The organism is Enhygromyxa salina, from assembly GCF_002994635.1.
In the GTDB taxonomy this organism is placed as follows: domain Bacteria; phylum Myxococcota_A; class Polyangia; order Nannocystales; family Nannocystaceae; genus Plesiocystis; species Plesiocystis salina_B.
The window spans coordinates 77,345-101,080 of the sequence record NZ_PVNL01000004.1 but is presented as its reverse complement, the minus strand read 5'-3'; the positions used below and the strand labels follow the sequence as shown (position 1 = coordinate 101,080).

At 68.6% G+C, this 23,736-nt stretch carries 17 protein-coding genes; 8 read left to right on the top strand and 9 right to left on the bottom strand.

The genetic code is table 11. The annotated features are described in order from the left end of the window. Nucleotides 1–6: 6 nt before the first annotated feature. The gene (locus tag ENSA7_RS01230; RefSeq protein WP_106087342.1) at nucleotides 7–1,410 is read left to right on the top strand and encodes a carboxymuconolactone decarboxylase family protein; all 1,404 of its coding nucleotides are present in this window, start codon (nucleotides 7–9) and stop codon (nucleotides 1,408–1,410) included. Between the two features lie 19 nt (nucleotides 1,411–1,429). Here ENSA7_RS01230 and add read toward each other — a convergent pair whose 3' ends face one another. After that, nucleotides 1,430–2,485 carry an adenosine deaminase gene (gene add, locus ENSA7_RS01225; RefSeq protein ID WP_181232888.1) on the bottom strand — a complete coding sequence of 352 codons (1,056 nt, stop codon included), beginning with the start codon at nucleotides 2,483–2,485 and terminating at the stop codon, nucleotides 1,430–1,432. A gap of 47 nt (nucleotides 2,486–2,532) precedes the next feature. Here add and nhaC point away from each other — a divergent pair, with 47 nt between their 5' ends. Continuing rightward, the gene (nhaC, locus tag ENSA7_RS01220) at nucleotides 2,533–3,948 is read left to right on the top strand and encodes a Na+/H+ antiporter NhaC (RefSeq protein WP_106087340.1); all 1,416 of its coding nucleotides are present in this window, start codon (nucleotides 2,533–2,535) and stop codon (nucleotides 3,946–3,948) included. Then, nucleotides 3,945–5,819, top strand: a complete 1,875-nt coding sequence (locus ENSA7_RS01215) for a DUF255 domain-containing protein (RefSeq protein WP_106087339.1) — start codon at nucleotides 3,945–3,947, stop codon at nucleotides 5,817–5,819. The genes nhaC and ENSA7_RS01215 overlap by 4 nt, the downstream gene beginning before the upstream one ends. Here ENSA7_RS01215 and eat read toward each other — a convergent pair whose 3' ends face one another. Next, entirely contained in the window at nucleotides 5,820–7,352 is a 1,533-nt protein-coding gene (gene eat, locus ENSA7_RS01210; RefSeq protein ID WP_106087338.1) for an ethanolamine permease, read from the bottom strand. It abuts the gene before it with no gap. A 40-nt stretch (nucleotides 7,353–7,392) separates the two neighbouring features. On the opposite strand from eat, the gene ENSA7_RS01205 reads away from it, so the two are divergent. Beyond that, nucleotides 7,393–8,334, top strand: coding sequence for a hypothetical protein (locus ENSA7_RS01205; protein WP_146157186.1), 942 nt, complete (start codon nucleotides 7,393–7,395; stop codon nucleotides 8,332–8,334). Between the two features lie 39 nt (nucleotides 8,335–8,373). Beyond that, nucleotides 8,374–10,143: a serine/threonine protein kinase gene (locus tag ENSA7_RS01200; protein ID WP_146157185.1), complete on the top strand. Its 1,770-nt coding sequence runs from the start codon at nucleotides 8,374–8,376 to the stop codon at nucleotides 10,141–10,143. Nucleotides 10,144–10,158: 15 nt separating this feature from the next. Here the strand turns inward: ENSA7_RS01200 and ENSA7_RS01195 are convergent, their stop codons facing one another. From ENSA7_RS01195 to ENSA7_RS01165, 5 genes are all read right to left on the bottom strand, one after another. Beyond that, nucleotides 10,159–10,482, bottom strand: coding sequence for a DUF4331 family protein (locus ENSA7_RS01195; RefSeq protein WP_146157184.1), 324 nt, complete (start codon nucleotides 10,480–10,482; stop codon nucleotides 10,159–10,161). A 485-nt stretch (nucleotides 10,483–10,967) separates the two neighbouring features. After that, nucleotides 10,968–11,618 carry a DUF4331 family protein gene (locus ENSA7_RS01185; RefSeq protein WP_106087333.1) on the bottom strand — a complete coding sequence of 217 codons (651 nt, stop codon included), beginning with the start codon at nucleotides 11,616–11,618 and terminating at the stop codon, nucleotides 10,968–10,970. Between the two features lie 134 nt (nucleotides 11,619–11,752). Further along, nucleotides 11,753–13,093, bottom strand: a complete 1,341-nt coding sequence (locus ENSA7_RS01180) for a tetratricopeptide repeat protein (protein ID WP_106087332.1) — start codon at nucleotides 13,091–13,093, stop codon at nucleotides 11,753–11,755. A gap of 90 nt (nucleotides 13,094–13,183) precedes the next feature. Continuing rightward, nucleotides 13,184–13,912, bottom strand: a complete 729-nt coding sequence (locus tag ENSA7_RS41940; protein ID WP_146157183.1) for a DUF4331 family protein — start codon at nucleotides 13,910–13,912, stop codon at nucleotides 13,184–13,186. 3 nt (nucleotides 13,913–13,915) lie between these two features. Beyond that, a complete protein-coding gene (locus ENSA7_RS01165) occupies nucleotides 13,916–14,527 on the bottom strand; it encodes a DUF4331 family protein (protein WP_181232886.1) in 612 nt (203 codons plus the stop codon). Between the two features lie 334 nt (nucleotides 14,528–14,861). On the opposite strand from ENSA7_RS01165, the gene ENSA7_RS01160 reads away from it, so the two are divergent. After that, entirely contained in the window at nucleotides 14,862–15,839 is a 978-nt protein-coding gene (locus ENSA7_RS01160) for a serine/threonine-protein kinase (RefSeq protein WP_106087330.1), read from the top strand. Nucleotides 15,840–15,860: 21 nt separating this feature from the next. On the opposite strand, the gene mreC is transcribed toward ENSA7_RS01160, so the two are convergent. Beyond that, nucleotides 15,861–16,745: a rod shape-determining protein MreC gene (mreC, locus tag ENSA7_RS01155; RefSeq protein WP_181232884.1), complete on the bottom strand. Its 885-nt coding sequence runs from the start codon at nucleotides 16,743–16,745 to the stop codon at nucleotides 15,861–15,863. A gap of 4 nt (nucleotides 16,746–16,749) precedes the next feature. Further along, on the bottom strand, nucleotides 16,750–17,784 hold the full coding sequence (locus ENSA7_RS01150) for a rod shape-determining protein (protein WP_106087328.1): 1,035 nt from the start codon (nucleotides 17,782–17,784) through the stop codon (nucleotides 16,750–16,752). Between the two features lie 304 nt (nucleotides 17,785–18,088). Here ENSA7_RS01150 and ENSA7_RS01145 point away from each other — a divergent pair, with 304 nt between their 5' ends. Continuing rightward, nucleotides 18,089–19,909, top strand: coding sequence for a peptidylprolyl isomerase (locus tag ENSA7_RS01145; RefSeq protein ID WP_106087327.1), 1,821 nt, complete (start codon nucleotides 18,089–18,091; stop codon nucleotides 19,907–19,909). Nucleotides 19,910–19,944: 35 nt separating this feature from the next. Next, complete coding sequence (locus ENSA7_RS01140) at nucleotides 19,945–23,733, top strand: WD40 repeat domain-containing serine/threonine protein kinase (protein ID WP_106087326.1); 3,789 nt, start codon at nucleotides 19,945–19,947, stop codon at nucleotides 23,731–23,733. Nucleotides 23,734–23,736 lie beyond the last annotated feature (3 nt).

Sequence of the window (23,736 nt, the reverse complement as noted above, 5' to 3'; positions counted from 1 at the left end):
CGCGCAGTGGGACCCAAAGTCGAGACGCCACTGAGCGCGGCCAAGCCGACGCTCGAGTTTGCCCTGCGCCCCCATGCGGTCAGCCGGGCCGAGCTGGTCGAGCGCTACCGACCGGTCATGATGATGGTCCGGCAGATCCTCGGGGTGGTGCCCCACGCGATGAGCTACTTCGAGATCTGGCCGCCCGCGTTCACCACCTACAGCGTGTTGGTACCGAGCTTGCTGGACATTCCGCGCTGCGATCTGGGCCGCGGGATCCCACCGGAGCTGCGCAGCCTGGTGCTCTACATCGCCAGCCGATCGTACGGCTGCTCGTACTGCTCGGCCCACGCAGCGGGGGTTGGTACGGTGTTTCGCGGGCCGGGCGGCTCACTCGAGCGCAACAAGCGGGCGCTGGACGCCGAGTCGTGCGACCTGTTCGGCGCCGCCGACATCGCGGCGATCAACTATGCGACGGCGGTCGCCCGGATCCCCAGCGAGGTCACCCTCGAGCACCGACTCGACCTCGCCCGCCACTACAGCGAGACCCACGAAGAGGCGATCGTGCTCGCGGCCACGCTGATGGGCTTCCTCAATTGCGCGATGGACTCGCTGGGCATGGTGCTCGAGTGGCGGATCCTCGAGCTGGCCAACCAGTACCTCACACCCAGCGACTGGCAGCCGGGGCAGAATTACGACGAGGCGTTCGACCGCGACATCCACGAGGCCGACAAGGACACCGACGACGGCGAGACGCTCGGCCCGCTCGCGCTCGCGCGGACGATGGCGGGGATCATCGCGTACGACCGCGGCGCGCTGGCGGGCATCGCTGGGCGGCCGGTGCGGATCTACGAGCAGCTGCGTAGCTCGCTCGGGTTCGTGCCCGGCTACGTCGAGCGCATCGAGCGGGTGTCGACCCAGCGGGTGTTCACCCACTGCCTGGTCGAGCGGCTGCAGTCGGACGCCGGCTCGGTGTCGGTGTGGCTCAAGCACGCGGTGTGCTTCGTGGCCGCGAACAAGAGCCGCAACCCGCTGCTCGCCGCTCACTTCGCGTACCTGGCCGTGCGCGCGGGCGCGACGGCGAAGCGGCTGGCCAGCGCGCTCACTCCCAGCGACGACGAGGGCCGCGACGCGGCGGCGTTCGCCTTCGCCCACGCGGCCGCGATCTCGCCCGCGGGCGTGGGCCGCCGGGAGATCGCCGGACTCACCAGCTTCTTCAGCCCGTCCGAGATCATCGAGCTCGTGGTCGCGCTGAGCATTCAGGGCATGCTCAACCGCTACACCTCGACGTATCCGGTCGACAGCTACGAGCCGGAGATCGCCGCGTTCGTCGCCCAGCATGGCGAGGCCCTCGGGCTCGAGCCGCAGCCGTATACCCACGGCAGCAGCTGGGACGAGCAGTGCGCCAAGGTCCGCCTGACGGCGGCCTGATCCGCCCCGGTAGGTTGGCTCAGGGCTGGCTCGCGTGCGCCTGCGCCACCTGTCGCTGGGCAGCCAACAGCTCTCGCTTGCGTTGTTCGGGCATGAAGCTGTGCCGGACGCCAGCCTGGGCGATCGCCAGCACCTGCGCGGGGCCCCACTCGAACGCGGCGGCGCAGCGCTGGTACTCCTCGATCAGCGTGGTCCCGAACAGCGGCGGATCGTCGCTCGCCAGGCTCAGCTCGACGCCGGCCGCGAGCAGGCGCGGCAGCGGGTGCGCGGCGAAGCTCGGCACGACCCCCAGCGCGACGTTGCTGCTCGGGCAGACCTCCAGCGGGATCTGGCGGTCGGCGAGCTCGGCGGTCAGCTCTGGATCCTCGAGACACCGAACCCCGTGGCCAATGCGATCGGGTGCCAGCAGATCCAGCGTCTCGCGCAAGCTGGGGGGCCCGTGCTGCTCGCCCGCATGCGGCACGCTCTTGAGCCCCTCGGACCGACCGCGCTCGAACACTTCTGCGAGCGGCGCGACCGACCACTGCGGGCCTTCGGGGCCCCCGACGCCCAGCCCGATCACCCCCTGATCCCGCGCGCGCAGGGCCAGCTCGAGCGTCTGCGGGCCCTGCTCTGGGAGGCTGCGGACCACGTCGAACACCCACGCGAACTCGACCCCGAGCTGGTCGAGCGCGCGGCGTCGGCCGTCGGCGAGGCCGGCCAACATCGCGTCGGGATCGACACCCTGGGTCACGTGGGTCATGGGGGTGAAGGTCATCTCGACCCAGCAGATCCGCTGCGCGGCCAGACCCTCCGCGATCCCAAACACCGCGTCGGAGAAGTCCTCGGCCTGCTGCAGGGTGTTGGACAGCGCGATGTACACCTTCAAAAAGTCGCGAAAGCTCGCGAAGCGATAGGCCTCGCGCAGTCCCTCGACCCCGCGCTCGGCTCCAGGTAGCGCGACGCCGCGCCGGGCCGCCAGCCGCAGCGCCAGCTCGGGCACGATCGAGCCCTCGAGGTGCACGTGCAGCTCGGCCTTCGGCAGCGCCGCGATCAGCTCATCTACGCCCTCAACCTGTGGTGTCGCGGTCCCCATCGCGCCCATAGGTTGTCCGTCGCGCGGCAACAGGGCAAGGTGCATTCGTGGCCCCTGAGGACGACCCACCCACGATCCCCTTCGTGTGGGCCCTGGTCCCCGTGGTCGCGCTGATCTCCCTGCTGGCTGGCACGATCATCGTGCTCGAGGGCTCGGGTCACATCCCGCTCGTGCTCGGCGCGTGCGTGGCTGGCCTGGTCGCGTGGGCGCACGGATATCGCTGGGAGCAGCTCCAAGACGGGGTGCTCAGCGCGATCGGCCTGGCGATGGGCGCGGTCCTGATCTTGCTCACGATCGGCGTGCTCATGGGCACCTGGTTGGCGGCCGGGATCGTCCCGGCGTTGATCGCCTGGGGCCTGGAGCTGATGTCACCCAGCTGGTTCTTGCCGGCGACCTGTGCGGTGTGCTCGATCGTCAGCTTGGTCTCGGGCTCGTCGTGGTCGACCGCGGGCACGGTCGGCCTGGCGTTGATCGGCGTCGGCAACGCGATGGGGATCAACCCCGCCATGACCGCGGGGGCGGTGATCAGCGGGGCCTACTTTGGCGACAAGCTCTCGCCAATGTCCGACACCACCAACCTCGCGCCCGCGATGGCGGGGACAGATCTGTTCACCCACATCCGTCACATGCTGTGGACGACGGGGCCCGCGTGGACGCTGGCGATGATCGCCTACGCGGTGGTCGGAGCGGGGCTGGAGAGCACGGCCGAGCCGGGCTCGATCGCGGCGATCACCGACGTGATCCGCACCAACTTTCAGCCCGGGTTGGTGCACCTGGTGGTCCCCGGGATCGTCGCGGTCATGGTCGGCTTTCGGCTGCCCGCGCTGCCGACCCTGCTGACCGGCGCGCTGCTCGGCGGCCTACTCGCGGGAATTCAGGGCATGCCGATCCAGGACGTGCTCGCCTCGGCGATGACCGGGTTCGCGCCCGACACCGGCTCGGCCCAGGTCAACGAGCTGCTCGCCCGCGGCGGCATGACGAGCATGTCCAGCACCGTGTTGTTGGTGCTGTGTGCGATGTCGTTTGGCGGGATCATGGAGCGCACCGGGCAGCTCAAGACCCTCGCGTCGAAGACCCTCGCGGTCGCGACATCCACGGGCTCGCTGATCGCCGCGACGGTGCTGACCTCGATCGGCGTCAACGTGCTCGCCGCGGATCAGTATCTGGCGGTGGTCGTGCCTGGGCGCATGTACGCGGCCGAGTACGCCGAGCGTGGCCTCGATCCCAAGAACCTGTCGCGCGCGCTGGAGGACGGCGGCACGATCACTTCGCCGCTGATCCCGTGGAACACCTGCGGGGCGTTCATGAGCACCACGCTGGGGGTGGCGACGCTGGCGTATCTGCCGTGGTGTTTCTTGAACCTGCTCAACCCGATCATTGGGATCGTGCTGGGGTTCACGGGCTTGTCGATCGCCCGGCTCGACCAGGGGGACCCGCAGCCGGAGCCGCAGGACCAGCCATGAACCGGACCTCGAAGCTCTGCTCGCTCACCCTGGCTGCCCTGCTGCTCGGCTGTGCGACGCCCGGCCGATCCAGTGACCGCGCCGACGGGCCCACCCAGACCGCGCAGACCCAGTGGGCGGCGTGGTCACCCGCGAGCTTCGAGCGAGCCGCTCAACAGGACAAGCTGATCCTCATCAACGTCGTCGCCACGTGGTGCCACTGGTGTCACGTGATGGACGAGGTCACCTACGGCGACCCCGAGGTCGCCGCGCTGCTGGCCGAGCACTTCGTGGTCATCCGGGTCGACTCGGACGCGCGGCCCGACATCTCCGAGCGCTACCGGGCGTGGGGTTGGCCGGCGACCGCGCTGCTGTCGCCCCGCGCGGAGCCGGTCCTCAACTTGCGGGGCTACCGTGATCCGCAGGTGTTCGCCGCGTTGCTGCGCGAGCTCATCGCCGAGCACGAGCGCGGCGAGCTGCATCGCCGCGACGATCCACGCGAGACCCGGGTCAGCACCCCCGTCGATCAAGACCTCGACCGGATCCGCGCCAAGGCGACCGCCCAGCTCGATCGCTACTTTGACGTGAACGGCCTGGGCTGGGGCGACAAGCAGAAGTATCCGTGGTCCGAGCCGATCGAGTACGCGTTCTTGCGCGCGCGGCTGCACCGAGGCGACCCCGAGCACGCGCAGTGGCGCGATCGAGCGCTGGCCACCCTCGACGCCGAAGCGGCCCTGATCGATCCGGTCTGGGGCGGCATGTACCAGTACTCGCTGCGCGGGGTGTGGGACCGGCCGCACTACGAGAAGATCGCCATGATCCAGGCCGGCGCGCTCGAGAACTACGCCCACGCCACCATGATCACCGGTGACGCGCGCTGGCTCGATCCGGCCCGCGCGATCACCAGCTACCTGCTGGGGACCATGCAGGATCCCCGCGGCGGCTTCTACACCAGCCAAGACGCGGATCTGCGCCGTGATGATCACAGCAGCGTCGAGGGCGAGGTCTACTTCGCGCTCGACGACGCGGGTCGGCGGGCGCTCGGGATCCCCCGGGTGGATCAGGCCGTCTACGCCGACCTCAATGGGCTGACGATCCACGCGCTGGCGGAGCTCTACCGCGCGAGCGGAGACCGGGCGCTGCTCGACGCTGCGCTGCTCGCTGGCGCGCGGATCCTCGAGACCCACGCGCGGCAACCGGGCGGTGGCGACACCCTCGCGCTCGCCGTCAGCCATGGCCCCGACCGCGACGCCGATCCGCTCCGCTACCTCGCCGATCAAGCCGCGATGGGCTGGGCGCTGCTGAGCCTGCATCGGGTCACCGCGGATCCTCGCTGGCTGAACGCGGCGACACAGCTGGCCAACTTCATGCTCGCGTCGCTCGCGGCCGAGGACGGTGGTTTCTACGCGCACACCGAAGATCCCCACGCGGTCGGTGTGTTCGCCGAGCGTCGCAAGCCGCTACCCGAGAACGCCCTGGCCGCGCAGTTCTTGCTCGAGCTGCACGCCGTCGAAGATGGCGACGGCAGCACGCCCACGCCCTACCTCGAGCACGCCCGCGCAGCCCTGCTCGCGGTCGGGGGCGACGCGCAGATCGAGTCGCGGGGCAAGCGAGTCGCTGGCTACCTCAGCGCGATCGAGCTGCTGGGCGCGAGCAAGATCGACATCACTGTCGTCGCCAAGCCGGGCGATCCGGTCGGCGACGCGCTGTGGCAGGCGGCGCTGCGGGTGTGGGAGCCCCGGGCCAGCTTCGAGCGAAGTGAGCCAGGCCAGCGCTACCCCGACACGGGGGCGGCCGCGATCTACCTGTGCAGCGAGCGCTCGTGCTCGCGGCCGATCACGGAGCCGGCCAAGTTCGCCGCCGAAGCCGAGGCGTTCTTGCTGCGCGAGTAGTCACGCATCGAGCTCGCGCTCGGCCTCCATGATCAGCGCAGCTTCTTCTTCGGGCGCCGACGCGACCAGGTGGTGCCGGCTGTAGAGCCCAAAGTACAGCAGCCCGACCGCGAACACGGCCAAGGTCGCGAGCACCGAGCCGAGCGCGGCCTCGCCGTAGAACAGGCTCGAGCTCAGCGCCAGCAGCGACAGGACCAGCGCGATCGCGGGCGTCAGCGGGTAGCCGGGCGTGCGGTAGGGCCGAGCGAGCCCCGGATGCCGACGGCGCAGCACGAAGTGGCTGACCATCATCATCACATACGAGATCAGCGCGGCGAACACCGCGATCCGCATGAGCAGATCACCCGTCGCGACCGCGCCCGCGTTGCACAGATCGACGAGCTGAATGCACGCGTAGCCGACCACCGCGGGCACGATCAACGCCCAGTGCGGCGCGCCCCGACGGTTGGTCTTGGACAGCCAGCGCGGCAGGTAGCCGGCCCGCGACAGCGCGAAGATCTGGCGAGAGTACGCGAAGATGATCGAGAAGAAGCTGGCGATCAGCCCGGTGAGCCCGACGACGGTGGTCAGCCAGTACACCCCACCGCGCCCCATCACCGCCTCGACCGCGGCGGGCAGCGGGTTGGCGGAGCTCGCCAGCGCCTCGCTCCCGGCCGCCGCGGGCGCGAGCAGCAGCGCCAGGCTCGACAGCGCCACGAGCGAGAGCATCGCCGCGATCATCCCCTTGGGCAGCGCCTTCGAGGGATCGCGGGTCTCTTCGGCGGCCAGCGGCACGCCTTCGATCGCCAGGTAGAACCACCCCGCAGCCGGCAGCGCCGCGATCACGCCGCCGAACCCGTGCGGCAGCCAGCGCGAGCGACCGGGATCCGGGGCAATGTCCAGCCACCGCGAGGTGTCCACGTGCGGGACCATGCTCAGCGCCCACACGATCACGACCACGACCGAGACCGCCGTGATCACCAGCAGCAGCGACAGCGACGTCTTGCTGCCCATCGCGTTGATCGCGACGAACACCACGTACGCGAGGATCGGGACGCCAGCCTCGATCCACGCGGGCGGCTCGGCGAACATGCCCGCCACGTAGCCGCCGATCCCCGTGGCGATCACCGCGGGCGCGACCACGTACTCGATCGTCACCGCGAGCCCCGTCACGTACCCGCCCCACGGCCCCATGGCCCGGCGCGCGAACGCATACGGCCCGCCCGCGACCGGCATCATCGTGGCCATCTCCGCGATCGAGAAGATCATCGTGACGTAGAGCGTGGCCATCGTGATCGTGGCGATGACCATGCCGCCGAAGCCACCCGCGTTGAGCCCGTAGTTCCAGCCGAAGAAGTCGCCCGAGATCACATAGCCGACGCCGAGGCCCCACAACAAAAGCGCGCCCGCGCTCTTTTGCAGGGTCCGCGATGCGAGGTAGTCCCGCTCGACGCCCTCGTCGTCGATGCCACCCCCCTGCCCCTCGCCGCTCGGCTCCTCGCCCACCCTTCGAGTGTCGCGAAAATTGTCGGCGGCCGCGATCGTGGGGGACATCGACCGGGGGACCCGCTATGCTCGCGGCCGGCCCCGCGTCATGCTTCAGCTACTCGTTCCACTCTCGCTGCTGCTCGCCCCCTCGCAGGCGACGCCCATCCAGGTCGACGCCGAGCTCCAGATGGCGATCGACAACGCCATGGGTGAAGATCGACAAGCCGCGATCGCGGCGCTGGAGAGCGCGATTGAGCTGCACGCGCAGTCCCCCGACGCAGCCAGCCTGAAGCCGTCGGAGTCCGTGCTCGAGGCGCGGGTGATCTTGATCAGACTGCACCTGGTCCAGGGCGAGACCCAGGCCGCGCAAGCGGCGATGGACGACCTGATCCGGACCGCGCGAGATCAAGCCCCGCCCGTGCGCTCCTACGGGCCCGAGGTCACCGAGCTGTACGAGGCCCGCAAGGCCGCGCTGCAGGCCGCGGGCACGGCGACGCTCGAGTTCGACTGCGAGGTCGCGTGCGAGCGCATCATCAACGAGCGCAAGTCGACGAGCGACCGCGAGCCGCTCCTCCTTGGCAGCTACCGGGTCTGGGTCAAGGCCGCGCAGCCCGGCGCAGACTGGGTCTATCACGACGTCGAGCTCGCCGTGCCGGGCGCGGTGAAGACGATCGGCTATGCGGACCCCAACCCCGCCGATGTCGCGCTGCCCCCTCCACCGCCGCCCGAGGAGGCCCCGAAGCGCCGCATGCTCCCGCGCGGGGCCGAGATCGCTGGCCTGACCGCCGGGGTGGGCCTGCTCGTCGCGGGCGCGGTATTGCTGTCTTTTGATCAAAAGTGCAGCGCGAGCAAGCAACCGCTGACGCCCGACACCACCATGGAAGCGTGCGGCGACTCCGTCTACGAGACCACGGCCGCGGGCGCCTCGCTGCTCGGGGTCGGCGGGGGCCTGCTGGTGGTCTCGGGCGTGCTGCTGGGCGTCGACGAGGTCCGGGTCGGGCGGGCGAAGGGCCGGCAGGTCACGCTCGGGATCGCCCTTCGCTTCTGATGGTTGACAGCGCCGCGTAGTCAACGTGAGCTGAGCTTGGTGCGCGAACTAGGGGGATACACGCTGACCCACCGTCTGGGCGTCGGCGGCATGGGCGAAGTCTGGAAGGGCACCCGCGCGGCCCTCGGCGGCGCCTCGGTCGACGTCGCGATCAAGGTGTTGTCGCGCTCGAGCGTCGACGATCCCGAAGCGCGGCGGATGTTCCTCGACGAGGCCCGGCTGACCATGCTGCTGGCCAACTCGAACATCGTGAAGGTGTTCGACGCGGGCGAGTCCCCCGACAAGACCTGCTTCATGGTCATGGAGTGGGTCCACGGGCTCAACCTCGCCGAGCTCACCGCGAACCTGCGCAAGACGGGCGAGACGCTCCCCGACGTGATCATCGCGTACGTCATCGGCGAGGTGCTCAAGGGCCTCGCGCACGCCCATGATCTGCGCGACGGCGACCAGCGCCTCACGATCGTCCACCGCGACATCTCACCGCACAACGTGATGCTGTCGGTCTCGGGCGAGGTCAAGGTCATGGACTTCGGCGTCGCGCGGATGGCCTCCGAGGACACCAGCGGCACCCACGTGAAGGGCAAGCTGCGCTACATGCCGCCCGAGCAGCTGCGCGGCATGTCGCGCGAGCCGACGCTCGACCTGTTCGCGGTCGGGGCCATGCTCCACGAGCTGCTCGACGGGGTGAAGTTTCGCAGCGACGTGATCGACGAGGGGCGGCTGTACGGGATGATCCTCGACGGGGAAATTCCCCCGATGACGCGCCCCGCTCACACGCTGCCGAACGAGCTCGATGACATCCGCGGGCTGCTGCTCGCGGCGAAGCCTGAAGATCGGATTCAGAGCGCGCGTGAGGCGTTTCGCCAGCTGACGCGCTGGCCGGGCTATCGCGACGCGCGCTTCGAGCTCGACGAGATTGTCCGGCGCTTCGCGGGCGAGCGTGAGCTGAAACCAGCGCCGCTGCCGACCGCCCCGGTCAACGCACGGTCTGCCACGGTGGCGTCCGGTGTGCCCTTCGTCCAGCCCGTGCACACAGACGCCGGCTCGTTCACGGCTCACGATGTCGACGGCCCCGACGAGCGCGGCGGAACCTCGCTGTCTCGCGTCGACACCGAAGCCACCGACCAGACGGACATCATCCACTCGGATCAGGACGGCACCAAGGCGACCGTCGCCCGCGGCCCGGCGCCCGCGAAGTGGGACGACCGGCGGATCTTCAAGCTCGCGCTCACGCTGTGCGGGGTCGGGTTCACGGCGCTGTTGGGGCTCGCGCTCGTCGCCCTGTACCGGGCTGATCAATACAAACGCCCGATCACCGATCCACCCAAGCGCGCGCTCGTGGCCGACAAGGGCGAGGATGCGGGAGAGGCCGACGCTACGCCGCCCGAGGATGAGGTCGAGCTTGCCGAACCGCGACTAGACCTCGGGCTGCCACCCGACGTCGCTGCGGCCGTCGAGGCTACTGCTGACGAAGCGGCGCAGGAGTCTGATGCGGGTGACGAGGAAGTGGTCGAGGAGGTCGAGCCTCCCGTGACGGATCAGGCGCGGAAGCCCGCAGTGGCCACGGTTGCGGTCTCCGTTTCGTTGGGTGCCAACATGCCCTGGGCAGAGGTCAAGATCGGCCGCCGCAAGCTCGTGTTGGACGCGTTCTCGAACAAGCGCTCGACCACTCGACTCGCGCCGGGGAGCTACAACGCGACGTTTCGGACCAAGGTGGACGGGCAGTGGCAGGCGGATCGGCGGATCCAGATCCCCTCGGGGGGGGCCTCGGTCACGCTCGAGAAGAGCGGGCAGTTTGTCGTGAAGTGACGCGCGCTGGTTCGATCACGGGTGCGGTGGCGCGAGGTACGGGAACTGGCTCGAGAATGGGACGTCGTTTGACGTGGGGTTGAGGAGGCCGATCAAGGTGTTGATATCCTGGCCTGGCTCATCTTGGTCGAGTAGGAGCAGCGACAACATCATGTCCATCGCTGGGTCCGCGAGGGTGCGTCCGTTCGGGAAGCCTGGATCGATCTCGAGATCGATCCGGAGGGTGTCGGGTACAACCACTTGGATCGCCTGAATGAAACAGTCGATCGGGGAGCCCGGCGCCAACATGAGCTCGAGCAAATCGTCCTCGTGGGCCATGTACAGCGATTGGCAACTCATGTTGATCATCTTCGATGAAGTCTAGCTCGTCATCGTTGGTCGGATTGGCGGCGTTGTAGTCGTCCTTCGACATGATCAAGATGGTGTTGGGGCTGGGCGCGCCTATTCGATCGACGCGTTGGTACTCGTCGGACGGGTTGTCGAGGTACACGATCGGGTCCGGCGGTTCGCCGTCGCCGTCTCCGTCGCCGTCGCCGTCGCCGTCGCCGTCGCCATCGCCGTCACCATCGCCTATGGTGTCACTGCCGCCGGTCACCTCTTCGCCCGTATCTGTCCCGCCCTCCGCAATGCACATGTCCGGGAGCGCGTCGCAGAACGGCACGAGCGTGCACCCCCCTGACCCCACGAGAGCGACCATCAGACTTAGCGACGCGCCGAAGCCCGTCGCAGTTCTCACCAGACCCAGGCTCACCAGGCGCCCCTAGCGAAACGTCGAGCGCTGGTCTAGGGCGCAGCTCCTCTGAACGGCGCCGCTAGCCAACGCACTAGTTTGGAGGAGCCAGGTACGGGAACTCGTCCAAGAACGCGACGTCGTTCTGCGTGGGGTTGAGGACGCCGACCAAGGTCGTCGCGTCCTGGCCTGGATCTCCCAGCAGGTCGAGCAAGATCACCGCCAAGATCACATCCATCACTGGATCCGCGAGCGCCCGTCCATTCGGAAAGGTATTCTCAGATTCGAGATCGATCTTGAGGGTGTCGGGGATAATCAGCGGCGCGGCTTGCGCAACGCAATCTGACACGGCGCACGGAGTGCGCATCGACTCATAGAGATCCTCGTCGAGCGCCCCGTGCAGCGCCAGGAGGTTGGTGGTGATCTCGTTGACGACCATGAAAGCGCCGTCGTCAGCCGGGTCGGCGGCGTTGTACTCGTCCTTCAACGTAATCAGAACCGTGTTGATCGCCGGCATCCCCATGCGATCGACCCGGGTGTAGTCCTCCGCCGCGTTGTCGGCATAGACGATCGGATCGGGCGAATCGCCGTCACCGTCACCGGTCGGATCACCGTCACCGTCACCGGTCGGATCGCCGTCACCATCGCCAGCTACCGTGGTGTCACTGCCGCTGGTCGCCTCTTCCCCCGTGTCCGTTCCGCCCTCCCCGACGCACATGTCCGGGAGCGCGTCGCAGAACGGCACGAGCGTGCACCCCGCTGTCCCCGTGAGAGCAACGAGCAAACTCAGCGACCCGACGACGCGCGCGGCAACTCTCAATCGACCCAGCGTCACCGCGCCAGCCTAGCGAACCGGCGAGCGCTGGTCTACCGCGCCGCTCAGTAGTCGGCCGCGATCGTCGGGTGCAGCGCCACAGCCTGCTCGCGCAACTGCTTCGCACGAGCTTCGTCACCCACCTGCGTGTAGACCAACGAAGCAACCCAAAATAGATCGGCTGAGACCCAGGTGGTCGCCAGCGCCTCGTCGATGATCTGCTGCGCCCCCGCGACATCGCCGACACCGAGCCGCGCCTCGGCCAGCGAGACCTTGGCTGGGACCCCCGGTCGCAACCCGTGGTTGGCCTCGGCCAGCTCGAGCGCACGCGCAGCAGGGCCGAAGTCCAGGTAGTGACCGAGCGCGTGCCCGTAGCTCGCCTCGGGAAACTGCTCGAGCTGCGCCTCGTAGACCGCGACCGCCAGCTCGATTTGCTTCGTCGCGCCAGCTTGATCGCCAGCGGCCAACAATATCGACGCCTTGGCGTCCATGAACTCGCCCTTGCCCGTGCGCGCGATGATCTCCGTGTAGAGCTCGAGCGCGAACGCGTCCAGCTTCTTCAGGGTCGCGATCTCGGCGATGTGCTCTTCGAGCAGCCACCAGCCCCCGAGGATGTCGGCGCCGTCCCGGAAGTGCTCGAACGCGTCGTCGTAGCGGCCACGCTCGAGGTCCATGATGCCGAGCTGCAGCTGCACCCACGCGCGGCCCTCGAGCGCGGCCGGTAGCATCAATTGCTCGGCCTGCCGGTACAGCTCGTCAGCCTTGTCGAACTCCCCGGCGCGCCAGTGCCACTGCGCGAGCTTGGCGATCAGCGTGGAGTTCTTGGGCGAGAGCTCGAGCGCAGCGTCATAGAAGGTGCGTGCTTCGGCATATTGACCGCGCTCGAACGCGACGTCGCCTCGCACGCTGGCGATGTGGGCCCGGGTTGGATCGTCGACGACCGGGCGCGCCTCGACGGCGGCGAGGTCGGCCTCGATCAGCTCGAGCGGCGCGAGCCGATGCAGCGTGAAGTTGAGCGCCACGCGGGTCAACATCGGACCCGAGCCCTCAGGCGCGATCTCGAAGGCCTCGTCGAGCGTGGCCTGGGCGTTGGCGTAGTCGGCATAGCTACCGCTCAGTCGCGCGCGACGCATGTAGAGTGACGCCAGCTTGTCGCGCACCAGCCATGAGTTGGGCTGCTTGGCGACTCGTTCGGCGGTCGCAGCGATCTCGTGATCGATGGCCGTGAGCGCGGCTTCGAACGCGGTCGCGTCGCGGTTGAAATTCAGCGCCTTCGCACCCTCGGCCGCTGGGCCTCCCGAGTCATGAGTGCTCTTTGCCGCGGGGTCGCTGTTTGACGGTGAACGCGAGCAGCCGAGTGAGAGCAACGCGACGAACAACGTGGGTGTCAGAGTGCGCGAGAGCATTGAGAGTCATCGAGGTAGTAGATGGAACGAACGGGGCTGAGCCATGTACATGGCCCAGCCCCAGGGAAACAGCGACACTAGCCCTGCGGACTAGTTCGCAGGCGCCAGGTACGGGAACTCGTCCAAGAACGGGACGTCGTTCTCCGTGGGGTTGAGGGCGCCGATCAAGCTCGTCGCGTCCTGGCCTGGCTCTTCCAGGTCGAGCATGATCACCGCCAAGGTCACATCCATCACGGGATCCGCGAGCGCCCGTCCGTTCGGAAAGGTACCGTCGTTCTCAAGATCGATCTTGAGAGTGTCGGGCGTGACCAGCGGTAGGGCTTGAGCCGAGCAGGTCAGCACCCCGCAAGGCACCAGCCCCAGCATGTCCAGGTCATCATCCAGAGCCGCGTGCAAGCCTGTCAGGCTAGCGCTAATCTCACCCTGAAACGCAGCGTCGCCCACGGGATCGCCTGCGTTGTAGAGGTCCTTCGACATGATCAGCGCCGTGTTCAGCGCGGGCATCCCCATGCGATCGACCCGGGTGTACTCCTCCGCCGCGGCGTCGGAATAGACGATCGGATCGGGCGGATCACCGTCACCGTCACCGGTCGGATCGCCATCGCCATCGCCATCACCGTCACCGTCACCGGTGGTCGCCGGATCACCGTCGCCGTCGCCGGTCGGATCACCGTCGCCGTCGCCGGTCGGATCACCGTCGCCGTCGCCGGTCGTGTCGGTGGTCTCGTCTTCAGCCACGTCGTCGTTCTTGCAGCCGCCGCCGAAGATCAGCGGGGTCACGAGCAGGCTGAGCATCAAGGTCTTCGTTGCGTATGTCATGACTTAGATCCTCCCCGTGGTGGCCCAGATCTGCAGGGTCGTGCCTTCGCCCGCGGCCACCAGCGCGTCCATCTCGATCACGATCGCGGTCACGTTCGTGCCCGCGAAGCTGTCGCGGGCAGGATCGAACATGAGGTCGCCGGTCATCGTGGTGTTGACGAAGCCCTCGAAGTCAAAGAAGAAGGGATCTTCGCGGGGACCGGCAAAGATCATCGTGCCGTTGCCACCGTCGATCGGCGCGCCGACCTCACCGTTGGTGTCCGCATCGGCGGCACCCGGCACGTTGAGGCACTGAACTCCCCACACGTCCTGCGCCATGTTGGTGCCGAACCGACACCAGATGTCGATGTCAGCGACGTTGTCGTCGTTGTTGTCGATGTGGATGCCGTAGAGCACGTCCGGGTCGTAGGTCGGGTCCGCGCCCGCCTCGGTCAACCCCGCGAACGTCACTGCGGCGACCAGCTTGTCGTCGGCCGTCTCCCACGCGTAGAAGTCCGCGATGTCCGCGGCGGGATCCATCTGGGTCCCGGGTGCCTCGTTGTGGTCGGCCGCCTGAACGCCGTCGTTCAGGAGCAGCATCGCCGCGGCGAAGCCAAGCGCTGCGACCAGCTTCAACCTCGGCTTCAGTTGCTTTTCATGTTGAATTTTTTTCATGTTGTCTCCGAAGATACGTCATCGAGTGTAACGGGAATTTTCCCGACGCCACACTACTTCTGTTCACGGATTGTGCTGCAGACCGCACGGCGTGGGTGTCGAGATCGCCACCCTGCGAGCGGTCTGCTAGGCGGCCACCGACGGGTTTGTTCTTTTGACCATGAACCTCGGAGGCGGCCAGATCCGTGTTAGGAGCGAGACCGCGCCCACACTGCAAACAAGCCGGCAAAAACTCGTATTTGGCAGATAGATCGGGGATCCGCCGTCCGGGTGACTGGTACCGTGGCAGGGGACGATGCGAAGGCTACTCGACGCGTTTGGCCTGGGCCGCACCGAGAAAGACTCGGCGGCTCGTGTCGTGGCCCACCGCTACCGCGTGATGGGGTCACTGGGTGAGTGCGGAGTCGGTGAGCGGCTCGTGGCCGAGGACCAAGTCAACGAGGAGCAGGTCCTGTTGCTGCTGCTCGAGCCCAGCTTCGCGGGCCCCCGCATCAAGGAGCGGCTCGCCCAGCTCGACGTCCCCTACGGTGACCTCCGCATCCTTCGCCCGCACGACAGCGGCATCGACGAGCTCGGCCGCCCGTACACGGTCACCCGCTGGGTCGACGGCGAGCTGCTCTCGGCCGCGATCGAGCGCGAGCGCATGCCGTGGTCCGAGATCTGCGAGCTCGTCGAAGATCTCGCGGACATGCTCGCCGCCTCGCACCGTCGCCGCCTGGTCCACGGCAGCCTCGAGCCGGGGCGGATCCTGGTCGGCAAGGGTGGTCCGTGGTTGCTGGATTTTGGGCTCGCGCGGGCGCTGGGTCGGCCCACCAACGATCCCGCGTACATGGCCCCCGAGCTGCACAACGGCTGCGCCCCCAGCCCGCTGGCCGATCTCTACAGCCTCGCAATGATCATGTACGAGCTGGTCGCGGGCGCGCCCGCGTTCACGGGCACGCTCGACCAGATCAAAGCGGGCCACCGCAGCCGCCCGGTCCCCGAGATCGGCCGCCGCGGCACCGCGCCCGCGGAGATCGACGCGCTCCTCGGGATCGCGCTGGCCAAGAAGCCCGACGAGCGCTTCTCCGACACGCTCGAGTTCGTCGAGACGATCCGCGGGATCCAGGCGTCCTCGAGCGGGGTGTGGTCGCTGTCGTCGCTCGCGCCCGACTCGTCGTCGTCGCTGGCCCCGACCACGGATCTCGGCGCGATGCTCCGAACGTTCTCGGTCGTGGAGCTCAAGGCCGCGCGGGCGCTGATCGATCGGTTGATCGAAGCGCGCGGCGGGTGACGTGGCCCGACCCGGCTCGAGTCAGCGCAGCGGTGAGATCCCGCGAGCGGGGACCCGCGCCCGGGGCTTGCCAGCCTGCGGGTCAGCCTCGGGGGCGTTGGCCAGCACCACCCAGACCATGTCGAGCCGATCAAACCGGACGGTGGGCACGACGTCGACCAGCTGCGCGTTGACCCGCCGATCCACCGCGATCACCCGGCCGACCGGATGCCCCTTCGGAAACAGGTCGTCGACGCCCGAGGTCTGGATCACGTCGCCTTCGATCACGGGCTCGTCACACGAGATGATCCGAACCTTGCACTGATCTTCGCCGGCCCCCTCGAGGATCCCCGGGCAGCGCGTGCGCGCGACCTCGACGGCGATCTTGCTCTCGGGGTCGGTGATCAGCATGACGTCGGAGTGCTGCGCGTGGGTTCGGCTGATCCGCCCGACCACGCCGTCGGGGGCGAGCACGGCCATGTCGGGGCGGACGTAGGCGTCGCCGCGGTCGACGGAGATCTTGACGACCCGAAAGAACGGCGACTGCTCGACGCCAGTGACGGCGGCCGAGAGCAGATCTTCGGGGACCTGGTCGCGCATCTGCAGGGCGCGGCGCAGCTGTCGGTTCTCTTCGCGCAGCTGGGCGAGCTCGACGAGCTGGCGCTTGAAGTCGCGGGTCTGCTCCTCGAGCGCCTCCTTCTCATCGAGCATGCGCGCCTGAAACACCCAGCGCTCGAAGAAGCTGCCGACCCAGCGCGCGGAGTAGGTGACGCCGGCCTCGAGCGGCGCGCCGATCCGATGCACCGCGCGATCGAAGCCGTTCATGTGGTGCGGATCGGCGATCGTCGAGCGCAGCAGCAAGATCGGGATGCCCAGTAACAAGACGATGATCGCCCCGCTGCGCACGTCACGGAGTGAAACAGCCACGGCGCTACTCGATCGCGACTTCGCGCAAGATGTCGATCTCATCGAGCGCGGCGCCGGACCCGAGCACCACGGCGAACTCGGGCTCATCACACAAGAACACGGGCAGGCCGGTCTCGTCCGACAGCAGCACGTCGAGGTTGCGCAGCTGCGCGGCGCCGCCGGTCAACACGATGCCCTTGTCGACGATGTCGGCGCACAGCTCTGGAGGCGCGCGCTCGAGCACGACCCGCACGGCGTCGACGATCTGCGAGACGGGCTCGTTGAGCGCCTCGCGGATCTCGTCGGAGTCGATCAACACGGTCTTGGGGATCCCGGCGACGAGGTCGCGGCCCTTGACCTCCATGGTCATGACCACATCGGTGGGCGCCGCGGTGCCAATCTCGATCTTGACACGCTCTGCCGTGCGCTCGCCGATCAGCAGGTTGTACTTGCGCTTGATGTGCTGGACGATCGCCTCGTCCATCTTGTCGCCGCCCACGCGCACGCTCTTGCAGGCGACGATGCCCGCGAGTGAGATCACGGCGACCTCGGCCGTGCCGCCGCCGATGTCGACGACCATGTTGCCGCCGGGCTCGGTGATCGGCAGACCGGCACCGATCGCGGCGGCCATCGGCTCTTCGATCAAGAACACCTCGCGGGCGCCAGCGGCCAGCGCGGAGTCACGCACCGCCCGCTTCTCGACCTCGGTGATGCCCGAGGGCACGCAGATGATGATGCGCGGCTTGACCAGGGTCTGGCGGTTGTGCGCCCGGTTGATGAAGTGGCGCATCATCGCCTCGGTGACCTCGAAGTCGGCGATCACGCCGTCCTTCATGGGCCGAATGGCGACGATGTTTCCCGGCGTCCGGCCGAGCATTTCTTTCGCCTCTTTGCCGACGGCGAGCACGCGCTTGACGACCCCGCCCTGCTTCTGGACCGCGACGACGCTGGGCTCGTGCGCGACGATGCCCTTCCCTTTGACATAGATCAGGGTCGTCGCCGTCCCGAGATCGATGGCCATGTCGTTGGAGAAGAGGCCGTATACCCAGTCGAACAGCATGCGGGGTGCACGTGGAGGGTCGAGGGACGCCGGACCGGCCCAGCCTGTTCCCAGGCTTTCGTGGCTCTGGTCGAGAGCGGTGGCCCGAATGCCATGAACGGACAGGACAGGGCCAGAGCGGCCGGCGGCAGCGCCGGTCTCGCAACTGTCGTGAAATACACGCCAAAGCGCCAGCGGGCAAGCCTTCGTTTGGCCAGTGACGGCCGCTCCCGAGCGGCGTCAGGCCGCTCACTCGCCGCAGTCGGCGCGATCTGCGGTGGCCTCTCGTGGGCCGGGGCGAGGTGTACTAGAGTCCGCCGCACGCATGCTTGGCCTCGAGCGCGGAAAAGGCGGCAACATTGTCGTCTGGTTGATCCTTGGCGTCCTCGCCTTAGCCTTCGGCTTCACCTTCGGGTTGCCGTCGGACCAGCTGTCCTTCGGGGAGTCTGGCTTGCTGAAGGTGCACGGTGAGAACGTCACGAAAGAAGACTTCGCGTACCAACACCGGGCGATCGGCTGGGTGATCCCGCTGCCCGAGGGCGAGGAAGCCCAGACCATGGGCGTGCGCGAGGAGGTGCTCGAAGCTGTCATCGAGCGGCTCGTGCTCGTCCACGCCGGTGAGGTGCTCGGACTCGGGGCCGAGCTGCGCGACGCGGAGCTGCTCACCAAGGACGGGTTCTTGCTGGTCCTCGATCAAGATCGCCCGTGGCCGTGGGCCGACAAGGACAAGTTCGACTACGAGATGCTCAAGCGCGGGCTCATGCAGTTCAACGTGTCCGAGGCGCGCTACCTCGAGATCCAGCGCCAGGAGCTGCTCGCCCGGCAGGTCCGCGATCTGATCGCGGCCTCGATCACGGTGCCCGAGGCCGAGCTGTGGACCAAGTACGAGGCCGACAACAACCAGCTGTCGCTGCGCTACGTTCGGTTCCCGGTCAATGACTTCTCCGAGATCGTCGACCCCACCGACGCCGAGATCGACGCCTACATCGAGAACAACGCCGACGCGCTGCAAGAGTCGTGGGAGACCAACCAAGCTCGGTTCTTGAAGCTGCCGGCCCAGGTCGATCTGCGGCTGATCCAATTCAGCAAGCCGATCGCGCCGCCGGCCGACTCGCCCGCGGAGATGGTCGCGGAGTACGAAGCCAAGCTCGAGGCCGCGCGCGCGGCCGTGGTTGCAGCGCGCGCCCGGATCACCGAGGGCGGTGAGTCGTTCGCGGCGGTCGCCCGCGAGCTGTCGATCGACACCGACACGGCCCGCTCCGGTGGGCACTACGGCTGGGCCCAGGTCACCGACTCGGGCAGCGGGCTCGAGCCGATCATCGATCAGACCGCGCAGACCCTCGAGGACGGGCAGGTCTCCGAGCCGATCGAGGGCGACGAGGGCCTGTACCTGGTGATGGTCGCGGGGCACCGCGAGGGCGACGTGCCCGAGGACGTCGCCAAGCGCGAGCTCGCGACCAACGCGGTCCGCAGCGTTCGGGGCCGCGAGCTGGCCAAGCGCGCCGCCGAAGAGGCCCTGCTCGCCGTCAAGTCCGGCACCGATCTCGACGAGCTGTTCTCGGCGGGGACCCCCGCGCTCGGCGGCCCCGGTGGCCTGCCGGGCCTCGACGGCGAGAACATCGAGGACTTCGGGCTGCGCGAGCCGAGCGGGCCCCAACAAAAGATCGAGGAGACCGGGCTGTTCGCCAACGGCCAGTCGATCCCGGGGATCGGCGCCCAGCCGATCCTGACCGACAAGGCCTGGACCAGCGATCCCACCGCGCCGATCCTCGACGAGGTGTTCGAGGTCCCCGGTGGGTTCGTGATCGCGGCCGTCGACGAGCGCCAGACAGCCACGCGCGAGGGCTTCGCGGAGGCCCGCGCGGAGCTCTACCGCGAGCTCGCGACCCAGCGCGCCAACGGGGTGATCAGCGGGTTCACCAAGCACCAGTGCTTCCTCGGCAAGGCGCGCGTCGAGATCCGGGTCAACGACAACGCCGTCAAGGCGCTGATGAACTACGGCGGCGAGACGCCGACAGACGCGGACGGCGTCCGGCTGGTCCCGCCCTATCACGTGTGCGAGCGCGTGGGCGACCGCGGTGGGCTGCTGCAGCTGGCCATGATGCTGCGCGGCCAGGGCAACGTCGGCGCGCCGCCCGGCTCCTGAGCAAACCACGCTACAACAGACGGGGAGACCCGCAGATGGACGAGGGCACACTCGACGGCGCCGACGACAGCAACTCCCTGCTGTCGGACCTGTCATCGGGGCCCGAGACCCTGGTGACTTCTGGCGGCGAGGAGGGCCGCTCGAGTCGGGGTCGAGTCGACTACAGCGACGACCCCAGCCGGATCGATCGCTTCGTGATCCTGCGTCGGATCGGCGAGGGCGGCATGGGCGTGGTCTATGCTGGCTACGACAATGAGCTCGAGCGGCGCCTGGCGATCAAGCTCGTCCACGTGACGCGGGCCCGCGGCGACTCGCAAGCGCGGATCCGCCGAGAGGCCCAGGCCATGGCTCGGCTCTCGCACCCCAACGTCGTGCACGTCTACGAGGTCGGCGTCCACGAGGAGCAGGTGTTCGTTGCGATGGAGTTCGTGACCGGGCCGACCTTGGCGGCGTGGACCCGCGAGCAGCCGCCCTCACCGACCCGCTGGCGGACCGTCCTCGATCGCTACATCGACGCGGGGCGCGGGCTCGCGGCTGCCCACGCGGCGCACATCGTCCACCGCGACTTCAAGCCGGCCAACGCGATCGTCGGTGACGACGGGCGGGTCCGCGTGCTCGACTTCGGGATCGCGCGCGCGCCCGAGGCCGACGCCAGCGTCGACCCCCAAGCCGAGGCCGAGACCCAACCAGCCACGCGCGAGCCTACACCGGGCGCAGCACAGGAGCTCGGGGTCCAGCAGCTCGGTCTCGAGGTGACCGCGGCCGCGGCCGACAGCCGCCGAACAATCGACCCGCTGTCGACGCCGCTGACGTTGACGGGCGCGCTGGTTGGCACGCCCGCGTACATGTCCCCCGAGCAGTTCGAGCACGGGCCCGTCGACGCGCGCAGTGATCAGTTCAGCTTCTGCGTCGCGCTCTACGAGGCTCTGTACGGCGAGCGCCCGTTCGGTGGCGACAACGCGGCCGCGTTGATGCTCAACGTGATCAGCGGCCAGCTGCGCCCGGTCCCGCCGCGCGCCGAGGTCCCGGCGTGGGTCCGCGATGTCGTGCTGCGGGGGCTCGCGGTCAAGCCGGCCGCGCGCTGGCCAACAATGGACGATCTGCTGGTCGCGCTCAGTCGCGACCCCGACGCTCGACGGCGACGACGGCGGCGAAAGACGAGCTTCATCTCGCTCAGCCTGGTTGCGATCGTCAGCCTGGGTGTGTTCGCGAGCGACCAGATGCACGCCGCCGCGCAGGCCGAGCTCGCCAGCGCCGAGGCCCAACGGCAAGAGGCGCTCGCCCAGGCCCACCAGGCCCAGGCCCAGGCCGAGCGTGATCTGGCGTTGATCGAGGCCCAGGCTAGCGCGGTCCGAGCCCGCGACACCGCCCGGGTCTTGGCTGCCCGCGGACTCGACCGCGAGCCCGCCGTGGCAGCGGCGCTGCTGCGCGACGTCGAGCACACCGCCACGACGCCCGGCTGGCGATCGGCGGCCGTCAACGCGCTGCAGCGTCCGCTCAGCGAGCGAGTGCTGCGTGGACACGAGGCCCGGGTCGTCTACATCGACGCCTCGCGCGACGGAAAATGGATCGCCTCTGCGGGGTTCGATGGATCCGCGCGGCTGTGGCCGACAGACGGTGGGCCACCGACAGTGTTGCGCCACGAACACGACGTGATCTCGGTCAGCTTCGACCGCCAGAGCCAGCGCGTGGTCACGGCCTCGCGCGACAAGACCGCGGCGGTCTGGCAGCTCCCCGAGCCAACCGCCGACGGCTCACCCGCGCCAGCTCCCACGCCGCTGATCTTGCGCGGCCACGACGAGGTGTTGTGGTCGGCGAATTTCTCACCCGACGGGACCAAGGTCGTGACCTCCTCGCGCGACTGCACGGCGCGGGTCTGGTCGCTCGACGCACCCGACAGCCCGATCGTCTACCGCGTCACCGATCACATCGTGTGGTGGTCAGAGTTCTCCCCCGACGGTCGCTGGATCGTCACCACGGGCGGAGACGGCAGCGTCAAGGTGTGGTCGGTCGACGAGCCGAAGCGCCCGCCGATCGTGCTCGAAGGCCACACCGACAGGGTCGGCGGCGCGCACTTCGACGGGAGCATGAGTCTGATCGTCACCGCCTCGGATGACGGCACCGCCCGCCTGTTCCGGTTTGACCAGCGCGCGACCGCGCCGATCCAGGCCCACGCGGTCTTGCAACACGACGGCGCCGTCAACCGAGCCCGGTTCTCGGCCGAGAACCTGCGCGTGGTCACGGTCTCGCACGACCAGACCGCGAAGGTGTGGACGCTCGACGATCTGGGCAACCTGAGCCAACCACCGAAGGTGCTCGACACCAAGTCGGGGCCGGTCCACAGCGCCGACTTCAGCCCCGATGGGCGGTTCCTCGCGCTCGGGGTCAACGCTGGCGTCGTCCAGGTCTGGCCGCTGCAGGGGGGACCGATGCTGCCGCTGATCGGCCACAGCGCCGATGTGTTTCGCGTGCGCTACTCACGGGACGGTCGCCACCTGTACTCGGGATCGAGCGACGGCACCGTCCGCGTGTGGAATACCGATTGGCAGCAGGTGGCCCGACAACTCGACGGCCACCAGGCCGACATCACCGCGCTCGAGCGCCGCGGCAAGGTCCTGGTCAGCGGCTCGCGCGACGGCACCGTGCGGGTCTGGGGGGTCGACGATCCCGGCCCGGCGCCAGCCGTGACCACCCGCCCCTCGGTGATCGACGGCCACGTCGGGCGCGTAGTCGTGAGCCTCGACGCGTTCCCGCGCCTGCTCGCCAGCGCGGACGATGAGCACGAGCACGTGCGACTGTGGCGGGTCACGGGCGAGTGGGTGATGCAGCCCGATCGACCCCTGGCGACCCTGCCAACTCACGGTGGCTCGCTGCGGTCGGTCGACCTCGACGGCGAGGGTGAGCTGCTCGCGGGCGCGACGCTCGACGGCGACATCTTGCTGTGGTCGGTCGCCTGGCAGTTGAAGATGGTCGGCACGCAGGCTGGCTCGCTGGACCCGCGCGCTCCCGAGCTCACGCCCATCGTCCTGGGTCGCCACGATTTCAAGCTCCGCACGATGACGCTCGTCGAGTTCTCGCCCGATAACCAGATCCTGGCGTCAGCGGGCGGCGACGGCGTCATCAACCTGTGGGATCGACCGGCGCTGCTGAGCGCGACCGCTGGTGGGCCCGTGCCTGCGACCACCCGCCTGGCGACCGACGGGGGCCGCATCCACCGAATCAGCTTCTCTCATGACAACCGTCAGGTCGCGTCGGCCAGCAACGATCACCGCGTGCGCGTGTGGAGCCTCGCCTCACCCGACGCCGCGCCGCTCGTGCTCGAGCACGCATACATGGTCAACGCTGTCGACTTCGACCCCAGCGGCCGGCGTCTGGTGACCGCCTGCAGCGACACGAACGCCTACCTGTGGGATCTCGACCACCCTGACGAGCCACTCCTGTTGTCGGGCGCCGCCGCCGAGATCCGCGACGCCGAGTTCAGCCCCGATGGTCAGCTGATCGTCGCCATCTCGCTCGACGGTAGCCTGCGGGTGTGGCCAACGTCGGGCGGCGAACCGATCGTGCTCGAGGCCGGGTTTGGATTGCAGGAGATCGAGTTCGTCGACGCCGGCCGTCGGGTCGCCGCCGCGGGACTGAGCGCTCGGCTTCCGATCTGGTATCTGGGCGACGTGTTGGACACCGACAGCCTGCAGTCGCGGCTGACCCAGGCCACGCAGCTGTGCCTGAGCCCCGAGCAGCGCATGCGCTTCGTCGGTGAGTCACTCGAGGTTGCGACCCAGGCCCACACCGCGTGCGCGGCCAGCTGGGTCGCCCTACCGCCCTGAGCT